This is a genomic window from Streptomyces sp. NPDC042259 (genome assembly GCF_055582085.1).
This window is the reverse complement of sequence record NZ_JBVJDW010000004.1, coordinates 1-14557: the sequence shown is the minus strand read 5'-3', so window position 1 is coordinate 14557 and position 14557 is coordinate 1. Positions and strand designations below refer to the sequence as shown.

12 protein-coding genes are annotated in these 14557 nt (G+C 70.8%); 7 read left to right on the top strand and 5 right to left on the bottom strand.

Annotated elements, in window-relative coordinates; all coding sequences use genetic code 11:
* Nucleotides 1-307: 307 nt before the first annotated feature.
* A complete protein-coding gene (locus ACZ6MA_RS12225) occupies nucleotides 308-1696 on the bottom strand; it encodes a serine/threonine-protein kinase (protein ID WP_469433182.1) in 1389 nt (462 codons plus the stop codon).
* Between the two features lie 410 nt (nucleotides 1697-2106).
* Between ACZ6MA_RS12225 and ACZ6MA_RS12220 the strand changes: the two genes are divergently transcribed.
* From ACZ6MA_RS12220 to ACZ6MA_RS12195, 6 genes are all read left to right on the top strand, one after another.
* Nucleotides 2107-2418, top strand: a complete 312-nt coding sequence (locus ACZ6MA_RS12220; RefSeq protein WP_130878234.1) for a hypothetical protein — start codon at nucleotides 2107-2109, stop codon at nucleotides 2416-2418.
* Between the two features lie 243 nt (nucleotides 2419-2661).
* Nucleotides 2662-3564, top strand: coding sequence for a DUF8175 domain-containg protein (locus ACZ6MA_RS12215; RefSeq protein WP_469433180.1), 903 nt, complete (start codon nucleotides 2662-2664; stop codon nucleotides 3562-3564).
* Nucleotides 3554-4927 carry a hypothetical protein gene (locus ACZ6MA_RS12210; protein WP_469433178.1) on the top strand — a complete coding sequence of 458 codons (1374 nt, stop codon included), beginning with the start codon at nucleotides 3554-3556 and terminating at the stop codon, nucleotides 4925-4927. The genes ACZ6MA_RS12215 and ACZ6MA_RS12210 overlap by 11 nt, the downstream gene beginning before the upstream one ends.
* A gap of 2 nt (nucleotides 4928-4929) precedes the next feature.
* Nucleotides 4930-6483 carry an SCO6880 family protein gene (locus ACZ6MA_RS12205; protein ID WP_469434066.1) on the top strand — a complete coding sequence of 518 codons (1554 nt, stop codon included), beginning with the start codon at nucleotides 4930-4932 and terminating at the stop codon, nucleotides 6481-6483.
* A 10-nt stretch (nucleotides 6484-6493) separates the two neighbouring features.
* The gene (locus ACZ6MA_RS12200; RefSeq protein WP_469433176.1) at nucleotides 6494-7906 is read left to right on the top strand and encodes an ATP-binding protein; all 1413 of its coding nucleotides are present in this window, start codon (nucleotides 6494-6496) and stop codon (nucleotides 7904-7906) included.
* A gap of 1 nt (nucleotide 7907) precedes the next feature.
* Complete coding sequence (locus tag ACZ6MA_RS12195) at nucleotides 7908-9428, top strand: type IV secretory system conjugative DNA transfer family protein (RefSeq protein ID WP_469433175.1); 1521 nt, start codon at nucleotides 7908-7910, stop codon at nucleotides 9426-9428.
* Nucleotides 9429-9459: 31 nt separating this feature from the next.
* On the opposite strand, the gene ACZ6MA_RS12190 is transcribed toward ACZ6MA_RS12195, so the two are convergent.
* From ACZ6MA_RS12190 to ACZ6MA_RS12175, 4 genes are all read right to left on the bottom strand, one after another.
* A complete protein-coding gene (locus ACZ6MA_RS12190) occupies nucleotides 9460-10665 on the bottom strand; it encodes a serine hydrolase domain-containing protein (RefSeq protein ID WP_469433174.1) in 1206 nt (401 codons plus the stop codon).
* 194 nt (nucleotides 10666-10859) lie between these two features.
* On the bottom strand, nucleotides 10860-11522 hold the full coding sequence (locus ACZ6MA_RS12185) for a response regulator (protein WP_469433172.1): 663 nt from the start codon (nucleotides 11520-11522) through the stop codon (nucleotides 10860-10862).
* On the bottom strand, nucleotides 11519-12706 hold the full coding sequence (locus ACZ6MA_RS12180; RefSeq protein WP_469433171.1) for a sensor histidine kinase: 1188 nt from the start codon (nucleotides 12704-12706) through the stop codon (nucleotides 11519-11521). Before ACZ6MA_RS12180 ends, ACZ6MA_RS12185 begins: the two co-directional genes overlap by 4 nt.
* The gene (locus tag ACZ6MA_RS12175) at nucleotides 12700-13257 is read right to left on the bottom strand and encodes a GNAT family N-acetyltransferase (protein ID WP_469433169.1); all 558 of its coding nucleotides are present in this window, start codon (nucleotides 13255-13257) and stop codon (nucleotides 12700-12702) included. Before ACZ6MA_RS12175 ends, ACZ6MA_RS12180 begins: the two co-directional genes overlap by 7 nt.
* Before the next feature lie 122 nt (nucleotides 13258-13379).
* Between ACZ6MA_RS12175 and ACZ6MA_RS12170 the strand changes: the two genes are divergently transcribed.
* Nucleotides 13380-14414 (top strand): hydroxyacid dehydrogenase, encoded by a 1035-nt coding sequence (locus tag ACZ6MA_RS12170; protein ID WP_469433168.1) that lies wholly within the window; start codon nucleotides 13380-13382, stop codon nucleotides 14412-14414.
* Nucleotides 14415-14557 lie beyond the last annotated feature (143 nt).

Below are 14557 nucleotides of genomic sequence, written 5' to 3'. Positions count from 1 at the left end.
GGACGGGCTACACCGCCGCGAGAAATACCGGCAGCCGTCCGCTGCCGATCACAGCGGGGCGCACAGCCGGGGGCGGCCCGTGCGGTGCACCACGAGGACGCCCTTGGTGGGGCGCACCGGGTGCCCCCGGCCACCGGCGTCCGTCTGGAGGAGAACCGCGAGCCGAGGAGGCCGCCGTGATCACCGGCAGCAGGCGGAATGCTCCCGTCCGGGCCGTCTGGGCCCGGGAGTTCGGCCGCTCCGCCGGAGGAACCGGCGGGCAGGCCGTGGCGGGCGCGGTGCTTGCCGCCACGGCGCGGAGGGCCGTTCAGTCGCCGTCGACCTCGTCACCCACCTCGACGATGTCGTGTTCCTCGTGCCCCGACTGCCGCTTCGGCTTCTCCGTCTTGGGCTGGCCCTTGGGCGTTCCGGCGGTCGCGCTCGGCTTCGGGTCCTCGGACTTCTTCGGCTTGGGGTGCTTCGACGGTGCCGTCGGCTTCACCGGTGAGGTCGCCGCCGGGGTCGCCTCCGCCGGGACCACGTTCGGTGCGTCGCGCGTCGGACCCGGGCCCGGAGCGTCCTGTTCCCGCTGCGCCGACTCGGACGGCTGGGCTTCGGGCCTCTGGGAGTCCTTGCCGCTGTCCGACGGGCCGAACACCGAGGATCCGATCAGGGCCGCCGCCACGAAGGCCGCCGCCCCGGCGGCCACGCCGATCAGCACCTTCGGGCCGCGCCCGCCCCGTCCGCTCCCACCGCTCCGCCGTCTGCCGGGGGCCGCCGCATGCGGAACGGCCGAAGTCACCGGCGCGTACGCCGCCGTCCGCGCGCCCCCCGGAACGGGCGCCGGAGCCCGCATCGGCTCGGGCGCGCGTGGCGGCGCAGCGGTCGGCATCGGCATCGGCTGCGCGACGTCCCGCCAGGAGTCGCCAGCGAACCAGTCCGCCGCCTCCTCCGCCGAGGGCCGGTCCTCCGGCTCCTTGGCGAGCATGCGCAGCAGATAGGCCTCGAAGGCGTACGGCATGTCGACGCCGTGCTGCCGTGGCGGTACCGGCTCGGCGTCCACGTGCAGATAGAGCAGGGCGGTCGGGCTGTCCGCCCAGAAGGGCGGTTGGCCGACGAGCAGCTGGTAGAGAACGCACCCCAGCGCGTACACATCCGAGCCCGGACCCGCCATCCGGCCCAGCGCCCGCTCGGGCGCGAGATACGTGCTCGTGCCGACGATCTGGCCCGCCCTCGTCAGGGCGGCAGAGGTCTCGTCCACGAAGCGGGCGATGCCGAAGTCGCCGATCTTCAAGGTGCCGTCGGCATCGAGCATCAGGTTCCCGGGCTTCACGTCCCGGTGGACCACTCCCTGCCGGTGGGCGGCGGCCAGCCCGGAGGCCGCCTGCGCGGCGATGTCGGCGACACGCTCCGGGGCGAACGCGCCCCGCGCGGAGAGGTCCGCCAGGCTCGGCCCCTGGACCAGCTCCATGACCAGATAGAAGCGCCCCTCCCAGGCGCCGAAGTCGTACACCGCGACGACCTGAGGGTGATTCAGGCGCGCCGCCGTCTGCGCCTCCATCCGGAACCGGGCCGCCGACGACTCGTCGCCGTCGTCGCCCAGCAGCAGCTTCACCGCGACCTGACGCCCCAGCACCTCGTCGTGCCCACGCCAGACTTCGCCCATCCCGCCACGGCCGAGTAGATCCCCCAGCCGGTACCGATCGGCAACCAGCACCCGTACCACCCTTGTTTTCGACGCACCCGAACCAGGTGACGAGTGCGATGCGTGCAATGAACGCGATGAAAGCGACGAACCGACCCGGCGGCCACGAAGAGCGGCGAACGCGAGGGCGGCCGCCCCAGCGTACCGACCGAACACATTGTCGTTTGAGCATCCTCGGGCCCCCCGCCCTCGCCAATCATTGCTCGGCGTCCATACGCGTGATACACAGAGTCACCATAGGTCCCCCCACTGACAACGGCCCGCGCCGCAGGTCAGAGCGGTACCACCGGCGGCGCACCCGGGTTCCGACAAAAAATGCCGCCAAGTCGACATGTTGAGCGGCATCGTCGGCGAAGATAGGTCCCGACCTTTGCCGTGCGGCAGGGGCGACGCAACTACCCATAAAGGGCGGTGAGTTACAAATGTTTTTGGCAGCCGGCGACAAGGGTGACATCAACACCATCATTGGCGGAATCGCCCCGAAATGGGGGCCGTTCGGTAGCCTGGGCACGGAAGCTCGAGTGATGGTCGAGGTCATCATGGCCGTGGCCATCCTCCTGTGCCTCGCCATCGCGATCTGGGGCGCGGCGAAGCAGCGGATCGGCGCCACGGCCCTGCGGGACACCTTCAGCGCGGAGCAGGGCAAGGGATTGATCGTCGCCGGCCTCACCGGCGTGTTCATCATCGGCTCGCTGGGCACCCTCTTCACCATCGTCTACGGCATGGCCGTCTGAACCACGCGGACACACCCCGACGACCGCGCGCCCCCCAGCCGCCCCCCCCTCCCGGTCACCCGTTCCGCCGCGCATCGACCCGCGCAGACCCTCTCGTCCCCGAGTCCCCCCGCACCGAGGCTGCCACCTGATGCCCCCTCACACCCCCATGCTCTCCCCCCTGAAACCGTTCACACCGCTACCGTCATATACGGGCGGCAAGCCAGCGACGACGCATGAGACGGATGAGGGGACGGACGCGCGATGAGCCTCGGCGACGACGGCTACGGCGGCGGGCAGGACTCGGGCCGCACGGCCGAGGACCCCGGCGGCTACGACGACCGTCATCTGACCCGCACCCGCCTGCCGGAGGGCGAGGGCGACTCGTACGGGCCCTACGGCCAGCCCCGCCGCGGCGCCCGCCCGGGCGGCGGCAGACCGGGCATGTCCAGCCGCAACCTGATGACGGTCGTCGGTGTCGTCGTGCTCCTCCTCGCCGCGATCGCCTTCGCCAACAGGGGTGGCGACAGCGCGTCGTCGGACGGCTCGGACTCCGGCACCGACAAGGCGGCGAGCAGCGGGGCGACGGCGGCTTCCGGAACGAGGCCCGTGACCGGGAAGACCGGCGGTATCACTTCCGGGTTCGCACATTCGGAGCAGGGGGCGCAGTCGGCCGCGGCGAACTTCGCTGTCGCGCTGGTGTCGGCCGACATCCTCAAGCCCGATCGACGGCACGCGATCGTTCCGCAGATCTTCACCAGCGACAAGGTGAGCGAGCTGCAGACCAGCCTCGACAACGCCTACTCGAAGGAATTCCTGGAGAAGCTGGGCCTGGACGAGAAGGGCGAGGCCGCCAAGGACATGACCTACGTGTCACGCACCGTTCCGGTCGGCACCAAAGCGACGGAGTACAGCGAGTCAGCGGCCGCTGTTGAGGTCTGGTGCACAGGAGCGTTCGGAACGGCAGGAGTCGGGTCGAAGAATCCGGTCGCCAATGACTGGTTCACGATGACGATCAAGCTGCGGTGGGTCGACGGCGACTGGAAGGCCGAGGGGTTCTCGCAGAAGGACGGCCCAGCCCCCGTCAATGGCGATCGCACCGCGTCCACGGCCGACGAGATCTCCAAGGCAGTCGAGCAATACGGAGGGTTCACTTATGCCCGGTAGGCCCCGCCACCGCACCCTCACGCTCGCTTCCGCCCTGGTGAGCGTGCAGACGTGTGCTGTCCTCCTGGCCACCCGCGCTGTCGCCGCGCCGACGCCCACACCGACACCGGGGGGGACCCCCTCGGGGACACCCTCAGGGGCACCATCGGCGACGCCGACGCCCACACCGACCCCCAGCCCATCGGCGACCAAGGACAACTGCGACCTGATCGTCGGACCGGCGAAGGACTACTGCCGTGGCGACAAGGGCAGCAACAGCATCAAGTCCCCCAACGACCCCCAAACCGCCCTGGACCCCCTCGCGTCGCTCTCCAAAGGGTGTGCCGACGCCGCGGCCTGGATCGTCGGGAAGCTTTCCGAAGCCGTCAAGGCCACCGGTACCGTCGACTTCACCAACTCCACCTTCCTCCACCAGTACGCCGTCGTCTTCGCCGCCTCCACCGTGCTCACCCTCGTCCTGTGGCTGCTGGCCGTCGCCAAGCGGGCCGTGCGGGGGGTGCCGTTCACGGAGGCGTTCACGGAGGCCGTGGGGTTCCTTTGGCTGACCGTGCTGGCGTCCGCGTTCACGCCGTTGATCCTCTATACGGTCGTCTCCGCCACCGACGCCGTCACCGACGCCATCGCCTCCGGTTCGAATTCGAACAACGATGCCTTCTTCGGCGGATTCGCGGAGGCGCTCAAGAAGGGCGACGGCATCGGCGGCGGGCCGATCATGCTGATCGTGGTGTCGCTCGTTTCCGTGCTCGCCGCCGGCGTGCTGTGGCTGGAGCTGGTGATCCGGGCCGCGCTGCTGTACGTGGGGGCCCTGCTCGGCACCGCCGTCTACGCCGGGCTGGTCGACAAGAACATGTGGGGCAACGTCCGGCGCTGGGCGGGCATCATGATCGCGGTGATCCTGATCAAGCCGATCATCGTGGTCGTTCTCGGCCTCGCCGGAGCACTGTCGTCCGGCAAGGGGCCGAACGCGTTCTCGGCGGTCGTCTCCGGCCTCGCCATCATCATTCTTGCCATTTTCGCCAGTGCGATGATCTACCGGTTCGTCCCCGGCTTCGGCGACGAGATCGTCAGCACCCGCAACGCCAGCAAGGACGCGGCGTCCCGTCAGGCCGCCGCCGTGATCTCCTCGCCCGCCGCGCTCGTCAAGCAGGGCATCAACACGCACAGCGCCCGCGGTTCCGGCGGCGGGGGCGGGGGCGGGGGCGGTCAGCAGGCCCGGCCCGCCGGCGCCGTCTCGGGCGGGGTCGCCGCGCACAGTTCCCGGCCCACCGACCGCAACGGCGGCAAGAGCGGTGGCGGATTCTCCGGACCCGCGGCGCCCCGCGCACAGAACCGCAGCAATACCCGAGGAGGTGAGCGGAGTTGACGATCCAGGCCCAGTCCCAGCCGGTCGCGGCCCGCCGTACGTATCTGATCGGCCGTGCGCGTCCCAACGCGGTCGTCGGCAAGAACCGGGAGACCGGCGAGATCGCGCTGATCATCGCCGGCGCGTTCCTGGGCATGATGTGCGGCCTCCTGGTGCCGAACCTGCCGCTGCGGATCCTCACCCTCGCCGGGTTCCCCGTGCTCGCCCTGGCCGCCGTGTACGTGCCGTACAAGCACCGCACGTTCTACAAGTGGTTTGAAATCAATCGCTCGTATAAAAGGACGCTCCGGCGCGGCACCACCTACCGCTCCTCCGTCGTCGAGGCCGGTACCCGCCTGGACGGGCGGGAGGTCGAGGTCGGGCCACCACCGGGCATCGGGCGGATCAACTGGCTGGCCGCGCCCTTCGGGCCCGACGAGATCGCCGTCCTGCTGCACGCCGACCGCCGTACGGTCACCGCCGCGATCGAGATCGAAGGCCCGGGCGTCGGCCTGCGCGACTCGGAGGACCAGGAGGCCCTGGTCGACCGGTTCGGGACCCTGCTCAAGCACGTCGCCAACGGGGACGGGTACGTCACCCGCATCCAGATGCTGGCCCGTACGCTCCCCGCCGACCCCGACGCGCACGCCAAGGACGTCGAGCGGCGCGGTGACGAGAAGTCGCCCGCATGGCTGAAGGAGTCCTACGACCAGCTCCAGTCGATGGTGTCGACCTCGTCCGAGCAGCACCGGGCGTACCTCGTCGCCTGTATGCACTACACCCGTGAACTGGCCGCCGAGGCACAGGCCATCGCCCGTGCCTCGCGCCACGAGGCCGGCAAGCGGAGGCTGGACCGGGACGCCGGGCTGGCCGTCGTCATGGCGCGTGAGCTGACCGACATCTGCGCCCGGCTCGCCGAGGCGGACATCCGCGTCCGGCAGCCGCTCGGCCAGGGCCGACTGGCCTCGCTCGTGCACTCCATGTACGACCCGGACCACCCCATCGACCACCTCCAGGCGATGACGAAGCGGAACGCCTGGCCGGCCGAGCTGGACGCGATGGAGCCGACGTACCTCCAGGCCAAGACCCGCGAGTCGAGCACCCGTGAACCCTGGTGCCACTCCACCGCATGGGTGAAGGAGTGGCCGATGACGCCCGTCGGCGTCAACTTCCTCGCCCCGCTGCTCGTCCACACCCCGGACGTGATCCGCACCGTCGCGGTCTGCATGGACCTCGAGCCGACCGACGTCGCCATCGAGCGGATGCTGACCGAGAAGACCAACGACGACGCGGACGCCTCCCGGGCCGCCAAGATGAACCGCGTCGTCGACCCGCGCGACGTCGCCCATCACTCCCGCGTCGACCAGCGCGGCGAGGACCTGGCCAGCGGCGCCGCGGGCGTGAACCTCGTCGGGTACATCACCGTCTCCTCGCGCTCCCCCGAGGCGCTGGCGCGCGACAAGCGGACCATAAGAGCCTCCGCCGGCAAGAGCTACCTGAAACTGGAGTGGTGCGACCGCGAGCACCACCGGGCCTTCGTCAACACACTGCCGTTCGCGACCGGCATTCGACGATAGGGGCAGTGCCGTGCTCGACCCGCTCGCCGCAGTGACCGATGCCTTCACCAGCTTCCTCTTCGGAAAGGTGGAGACCACCCGGCTGCCCGTACGGACCTCCACCGGCCAGGCGCAGGCCGTCTACCTCCCCACCGCCGCGCCCGGCCTCGGCGACTCGGGCGTGATCATCGGGCGTGAGGTGTACTCCGGCAAGGGCTACATCTACGACCCCTTCCAGCTCTACGGGCAGCAGCTGCCGGCCCCGCACTGGCTCGTCCTCGGCGAGTCCGGCAACGGCAAGTCGGCGCTGGAGAAGACCTACGTGCTGCGCCAGCTCCGCTTCCGCGACCGCCAGGTCGTCGTCCTGGACGCCCAGGGCGAGGACGGGGTCGGCGAGTGGAACCTCATCGCGCAGCAGCTGGGGATAACCCCCATCCGGCTCGACCCGACCGCCGCCATGAACGGCGGCATCCGGCTCAATCCGCTCGATCCGTCGATCACGACGACCGGGCAGCTCGCCCTGCTGCGCACGATCATCGAGGTCGCGATGGGGCGCGGCCTGGACGAGCGGGCGGGCTTCGCGCTCAAGGTCGCGCACGCGTACGTCAACGAGACCATCCTCGACCGGCAGCCGGTGCTGACCGACATCGTCGAGCAGCTGCGGCACCCGGAAGCCGAGTCGGCGGAGTCGATGAATGTCGACATAGACGATGTCCGGGCCTGGGGGCTGGACGTCGCGCTGGTGCTGGACCGGCTGGTGGACGGCGACCTGCGCGGCATGTTCGACGGGCCGACGTCGGCCGGGATCGACCTCGATTCCCCCCTGATCGTCTTCGACCTCTCACACATCGACCGCAACTCCATCGCCATGCCCATTCTCATGGCGATCGTCGGGGTGTGGCTCGAACACACCTGGATCCGGCCGGACCGCAAGAAGCGGATCTTCCTGGTGGAGGAGGCCTGGCACATCATCAATTCGCCGTTCGTCGCCCAGCTCTTCCAGCGACTGCTGAAGTTCGGGCGCCGGCTCGGTCTGTCGTTCGTGGCGGTGGTTCACCATCTGTCCGACGTGGTCGACGGCGCGGCGGCCCGGGAGGCCGCCGCGATCCTCAAGATGGCCTCCACCCGGACGATCTACGCCCAGAAGTCCGACGAGGCACGGGCGACGGGGCTGGTCCTGGGCCTGCCCAGGTGGGCCGTCGAGATCATCCCGACCCTCACTCCGGGCATCGCCGTCTGGGACGTCAACGGCAACGTCCAAGTCGTCAAGCACCTCATCACGGAGGCCGAGCGGCCGCTGGTCTACACCGACCGCGCCATGACCGAGGACGGTGACGTGGCCCGCGAGTTGGCGGCCGAGGCCGAGGCCGCGAAACGGGCCGCGGCGGCGATGGAGGCGCACCTCTCCGACGAGGCCTACGGTTCCGAGTCGACGGTGGCCTGACATGCCGGGTGGCGCGAGACCCCTGGGGGGCGCACAGGGCGGCGGACCGGCCGGCCGGCCTCCGGGCGGCGGCATTCCGGACGGCCTGCTGGTCGGTGTCCTGGCGTTCCTGCTGGGGCTGGCCGGGCTGGTGTGGTCGTCGACCGGTCTCGCCGCCCTCTTCACGCATGGCGCCTGGCCGGAAGGTGTGACGTTCCTGCGGACGCCTCCGGCCCTGCGGCACCTGCTGAGCCGGCCGCAGGACCTGCCCGCCGCCTGGCCCGCCACCCCGCCGGCCGCCCTCTCGGGCTACGGCCTCTTCTGGGGCCTCCTGATCGGCCAGCTCCTCGTTCTCGTCGTCCTTACCGTCTTCGTCCTCGGCACGCTCGCGCGCTGGCGCGCGGTGCGGTCCCAGCGCGGGGAGCAGCACCGTGCGGAGACGGACGCGGCCGCGACCCCGGCAGCGGCGGCCCCACCGGCAGCTCCCGCCGCCCCTGCCGCCACCGCTGCCTCCGGCCCGCTCCCGGCTCAGGCACCGGCTGTGGCACCAGCTGTGGCCCCGATACCGTCCCAGGGCGCGGAACAGCCCGCTCCGGCCCCCGTACCGGCCCTGCGCGCCTCCACGCCCCAGCGCGTCCGCTACGGCGCCGACCGACGGGACAGCGCCGCCCGCGTGCTTCTGGAAGCCGCGGGTCCGGCGCTCGTCACCACCAGCGACCCCGGACTGTGGGCCGACACCAAGGATTCGCGCGCCAAGCTCGGCCCCGTTCACGTCTTCGACCCGGGCCATCTCCTCGACACCCCCGCCCGGCTGCGCTGGAACCCCACCTCCGGCTGCGAGACCCGGGACACCGCCGCTTCCCGGGCCGCCGCGCTCCTCGCGCCCGTACGCCCTCAGAGCGCGCTCGACTCCGCCACCGCCGACACCGCGGAGACGCTGCTGCGCTGCTGGCTGCACGCCGCCGCCGTGGACGGGCGACCGTTCCGCCAGGTGCACCGCTGGGCCCAGGGCGCCTCGGCGCACGAGCCGGTGCGGATCCTCCGCACGAACACCAAGGCGGTCGCCGGCACGGCGGGTGAGCTGGAGTCGGCACTGACCGGCCACCCCGAACGGCGCGACATGGCACGGGAACTGACGGCCCGTGCCCTGGCGGCCCTGTCCTCCATCCACATGCGCGACGCCTGCAACCCCAATCGAGCCGATCTGCTCGTGTGGGAATCATTCATCGCCGAAGGGGGAACCCTTTACGTGGTGGGTGAGGCGATTGAGGATCCCCGCACCCGCCCGGGTGCGATGCCCCTACTGACCGCACTCGTCGCAAACGTGGTCGAGCGCGGCCGGGGCATGGCCGAACGGTCATCTTCCGGTCGGCTCGACCCACCACTGACGCTGGTGCTGGACGATGTGGCCGCCGTCGCACCGCTGCCCGCCCTGCCGGATCTGCTCACGGACGGCGAGCGGTACGGTCTGCCCACCCTCGCGCTGATGCGTTCCGAGGAGCAGGCCCGTGCCCGCTGGCCCCACCACACCCTCGTGGGCTGACCCCGCCGCGCGGGTCCGCCCGGCCTGGGGCCTATCCGCCGAAGCCCGCCGCGATGATCTTTCCGACGATGGGGCTCGGGGTCTCGCTCTTCGCGTCCGTGGCGTTGACCGAGTAGACGACGGTGCGGGACCGGTCGAGAGTGGCGCCGAAGCCGTTGAGGTAGCCGTACCGGTTGCCGGTCTTGCCGTAGATGACCTGGTTGCCGACCTGCACCCGGGTCAGACCGCTGGTGTAGGTGGCCTTCTCCTCCTTCTCCTCCTTGGGCCGGTCGCCGTCGGGCCGGTAGGCGGGGACGTCGGGGACGGTGAACATCAGCTTCAGCTCGGGCTCCGGCACGACGCGGCCCCGGAACAGGGCCGAGGAGAACCGCTCCAGGTCGGCCGTGGTGGTGATCAGATCGCCGGAGGCCCAGGTGATGGACTGGTTCCACTCGGTCACGTCCACGAGCCGGGACGAGCCGTCCTTCGCCTTCACCGCCTGATACCCACGCGTGTGCCGCCCGTGGATCCTGGGGTCGTTGCCGGCGCTGTAGGTGTCCTTGAGCCCGGCCGGTTCGATCACCCGGTCCCGTACCTCACGCTCGTAGGACCGGCCGGTCACCTTCTCGATGATCAGGCCCAGCACGTTGTAACCGATGTTGGAGTAGTGCTGCTGCGTGCCCGGAGCGAATTCCATGGGGCCGCCGACGGCCCTGCTGACCAGCTCGCGGTGGTCCCACGAGGTGAAGCGGTGGGCGTACTGCCAGTCGAAGTCGGCGGGGAAGTCGGCGCTCGGCAGGCCGCTGGTGTAGTTCAGCAACTGGCTGACCCGGATCTCCGGGTAGTCGGCGGGCAGCAGACCGGGCAGATAGTGCTGAACGGTCCCATCCAGACTCACCTTGCCCTCGTGCACCAGCTGAAGCACGACCGCGGCCGTGAACGTCTTGGTGATGCTCCCCGCCCGGAAGCGTTCGTCGCCCTTCGGAGCCCGGTGCGTTCGCATGTCGGCCACACCCGACGTGCCCAGCCACCGGCCGTCCTCGCCACCCAGCCGGACCTGCGCGCCGGTGGCCTCCGACGACGGCAGGCCGGCTATCGCCCGCCGCATCGCCTCGGCGTTCGACGGCACCTGCCCGGCGACCACCGCGGCCGCCGGCCGGGCGGAGACGGAAGAGGAGGCGAGGGCGGGCGCGGTCGTGACGGCGACGCTCATGGCGGCGACCGCGGTCGCGAGGACGGCAATTCCCTTACGGCGCATGGTGGAACTTCCCCAAATGATCGACAGACGACGGGTGACACATCGGATGTGTCCCATCCTGACGATCGGCGGGCCCCCGCGAATCGCCGACGCGAGCGGTCTTCCGCGGCCGTCGCCTCCCCCGTGCGAGCGGTGCCGCGCCCCCGCTCGCTCCCCCGCGCGAGGGGGGAAGCGCCACTCGCCCGGCCCGTCCGTCAGGCACCTCGGGCGATCAGTCCCGTCTCGTACGCGCAGATGACCGCCTGGATCCGGTCCCGCAGTCCCAGCTTCGACAGCACCTTGCTCACATGCGTCTTCACCGTGTGCTCGCTGACCACCAACTCGGCCGCGATCTCCGCGTTGGACAGCCCCCGGCCCAGCAGGACGAGCGTCTCCCGCTCCCGCGCCGTGAGCGCCCCCAGTCCGTCCGACGGCTCACCGGACGGCACCGGCACCGCCCGGCGCGTGAAGTCCGCGACCAGCCGTCGGGCGACCGAGGGGGCCAGCAGCGCGTCACCGGTGACCACCACGCGCACCGCGTGCACCAGATCGTCACGGCGGACGTCCTTGAGCAGAAACCCGCTCGCGCCCGCGTGCAACGCCTCGTAAACGTAGTCGTCCTGGTCGAAGGTCGTGAGCATGACGACCTTGCAGTCCGTCTCCGCGCAGACCGCCCGTGCCGCCTCGATGCCGTCCATCCGTGGCATGCGGATGTCGAGCAGCACCACATCGGGGGCGTGCCGGCGTACCGCCTCGACCGCCTCCGCCCCGTCCCCGGCCTCGGCGACCACCTCGATGTCCGGCTGCGCCTGCAGGATCATCGCGAAGCCGCTGCGCACCAGCTCCTGGTCGTCGGCCACCACCACACGGATCGTCACGTCCCCACCTCCGCAGCGGAGGAGATCACGAGTGGCAGCCGCACGGCAACGCGGAACCCCCGGCCGTGCGGGGCGGGGCCGGCGGTGGCCGTGCCACCGTGGGCGGCGGCCCGCTCCCGGATGCCGATCAGGCCCTGGCCGCTGCCCCCGTGGGGTCGCAGCACCACCGGGCCCGCACCGTCGTTCTCCACCGTCACGGCGAGGGCGCCGGGCTCCCACTCCAGCCGCACGGACACGGACCGGGCATCGGCGTGCTTGAGGGTATTGGTCAACGCCTCCTGCACCACCCGATACACCGTCACCTGGACGTCGGCCGTGGCCTCCTGGGGCTCGCCCGACACCTCCAGGCTCACCGCCAGCCCCGTCCGCCGCACGTCTGCCACGAGCGTGCCGAGCCCCGCCAGTGTCGGCTGCGGGCCGCGCCCCGCCGCCGGGTCGTCCTTCAGCACCCCGAGCATCCGGCGCAGCTGTGCCATCGCGTCCCGGCCGGCTCCCGAGATCGCGTCGAACGCCGCCTCCGCCCGGTCGGGATCGGACCGGACGACCAGCGGCCCGGCCTCCGCCTGAACGATCATCAAACTCACGGCGTGGGAGAGGATGTCGTGCATCTCCCGCGCGATCCGCGCACGTTCCCGCTCGGCCGCCCGCTCGGCCTCCATCACCCGGGCCCGCTCCAGTTCGGCGGCACGCGCCTCCACCGCCTGGGTGTAGGCCTGCCGGGTACGTGCCAGCACCCCGAGCACGTAGACCATGCTGAACAGGAAGAAGGCGAAGAGATACTCGCGGGCCGTGTTTTCCCGCAGGGCCACACCGAGGGCGACCAACGGCACGCCGAGAACGACCGTGACCCGCCGCTGCCACAGCCCCGCCTGCGCGGCGACAGTGAAGATCGCGACGATCGGGCTGTAGGGAAGCGGCTGGCCGGGACCGTCCACGATCAAGTACCCGAGGCCCGCGACGGTGATCGCCAGCAGCGAGGTGAGCGGCGCCTTGGTGCGCCACAGCAGCGGCAGTACCTGGAGGGACGTCAGCCCGTACATGACCCAGGTGGCGGGCGGCAGATCGGCCGAGCGCGGCACGATAAAGGGGATCGTGACCGCCGCCTGCACGACGGCGGTGATCACGGCGTCGACAGCCCACGGGCTGGCGCCGCTCAGTCGCCGGCCGAGAACTCGTCTCAGCACGCCGGGCGGGCCAACGACAGTTCGTACTCCTTCGCCGAGGGGTCACCGGGCATGGGGATGACCACCCCGGTCGGCTCGAAGCCCAGCTTGCGGTAGAGCGCCCGGGCGCGCTCGTTCCCCTCGTGCACGAACAGCCGCACACGCTCCGCCCGGGGCTTGGAAAGGGCCCACGACCAGTCGAGCGCGGCACCGAAGAGCGCCTGTGTGAGACCGGTGCCCCGGTGCTCGGGCCGTACGAAGACGCCGACGACATGCGTCTGCGGCATGACGGCGCCGTCGCCGAAGACGTCGTCCTCACCGGGCCGTTCCACCAGGACCGTCACCGTGCCCGCCCAACTGCCGTCCGGGCCCTCGGCGACGAATCCGCAAACGGACCTTCCCTCGGCCGCGGTCTCGGTACGGTCCTTCCAGTACGCGTCGGACTGGGCCACGGCGTTGTCGTAGGTGTCGAGGAAGGCGATCGGGGCGACGGGGTCGGCGAGCGCGGCCAGCCGCAATTCCTTGACCTTGGCCCATTCACCGGCTCGTACGGTTCTGATGAGGTGCTCCATCCGCCGATGTTCGCCCGTACGAACGACGCGGTCAACGAGCTTTCGCCCGAACCGGGGTACACGACGACGCGGCGGAACGCCATTCCTGGCGTCCGCCCGAACGGAATGCGGGGTCGCATGCGATGAAGGACCGAACGGGCCATCCCTCGCCGTTCCCGGAACGGCCGACCGTCGTCGTCGCGATGGGGGCGGACGAGGCCGCGGCGGCCCTGCCCGCCGCCCTTCGCACCGAGCTGGACAACATGGCCCGTCTGACGCCCGGGGTGCTGACGGGAGACCTCACGGCACCCGGGGCACGGTCGGTTCTGGCCAAAGCCGATGTGCTGATCACCGGCTGGGGAACCCCGGCACTCACCGGCGACGTTCTGGCGGCCGCCCCTCGACTGCGTGCGGTGGTCCACGCGGCGGGGTCCGTCAAAGAACTCGTCACCCCCGCCGTCTGGGATCGCGGCCTCGTCGTTTCCTCGGCCGCCGAGGCGAATGCCGGCCCGGTGGCGGAATTCACGTGGGCCGCCATCGTCTTCGCGGCGAAGAAGGCGATTCCCGCGGCCGCCGCCTATGCCACGGGCCCCAAGCCGGGCTTCCTCGACCGCGAGGGCGCCGACGGCCGTACGGTCGGGGTGATCGGCGCCTCGCGCATCGGCCGCCGGCTTCTCGCCCGCCTGCACGCCTCGGACGCGGAATTCCGTGTGCTTCTGTACGACCCGTATGTGACCGTCCGGGAAGCGGCCGCCCTGGGCGCGGAGCTTTCGGGGCTCGACGAGCTGTGCCGGGCCAGTTCCATCGTCACGGTGCACGCCCCGCTCCTGCCGGAAACGCACCATCTGATGAATGCCGAACGTCTCGCGCTCATTCCGGACGGCGGCACGGTCGTCAATACGGCACGGGGGGCTCTTGTCGATACGGACGCCCTTACCCGGGAATGTCTCACCGGCCGACTGGACGCCATTCTCGATGTCACCGACCCCGAGCCCCTGCCGACGGGTCATCGGCTGCGTACGCTGCCGAATGTCCTGCTCACCCCGCATATCGCGGGGGCCCAGGGCAGCGAGGTCCGACGTCTCGGGGTGTATGCCGTCGAGGAGATCAAACGGCTGACGCGCGGGGAGCCGTTGCGGGGCAGGGTCGGGGAAGAAGATTTGAGCCGATTGGCCTGAACGTGGACGCGAGTGAACCGGGGAATTGAAATCAGTGAAGTGAATCGGCGCTGATTCCGGCCGGAAACGCAGAATAGCCCCCGCAGGAACCCGAAGGCTCCCACAGGGGCTACTCTAAAAATTGTTCGGCGGCGTCCTACTCT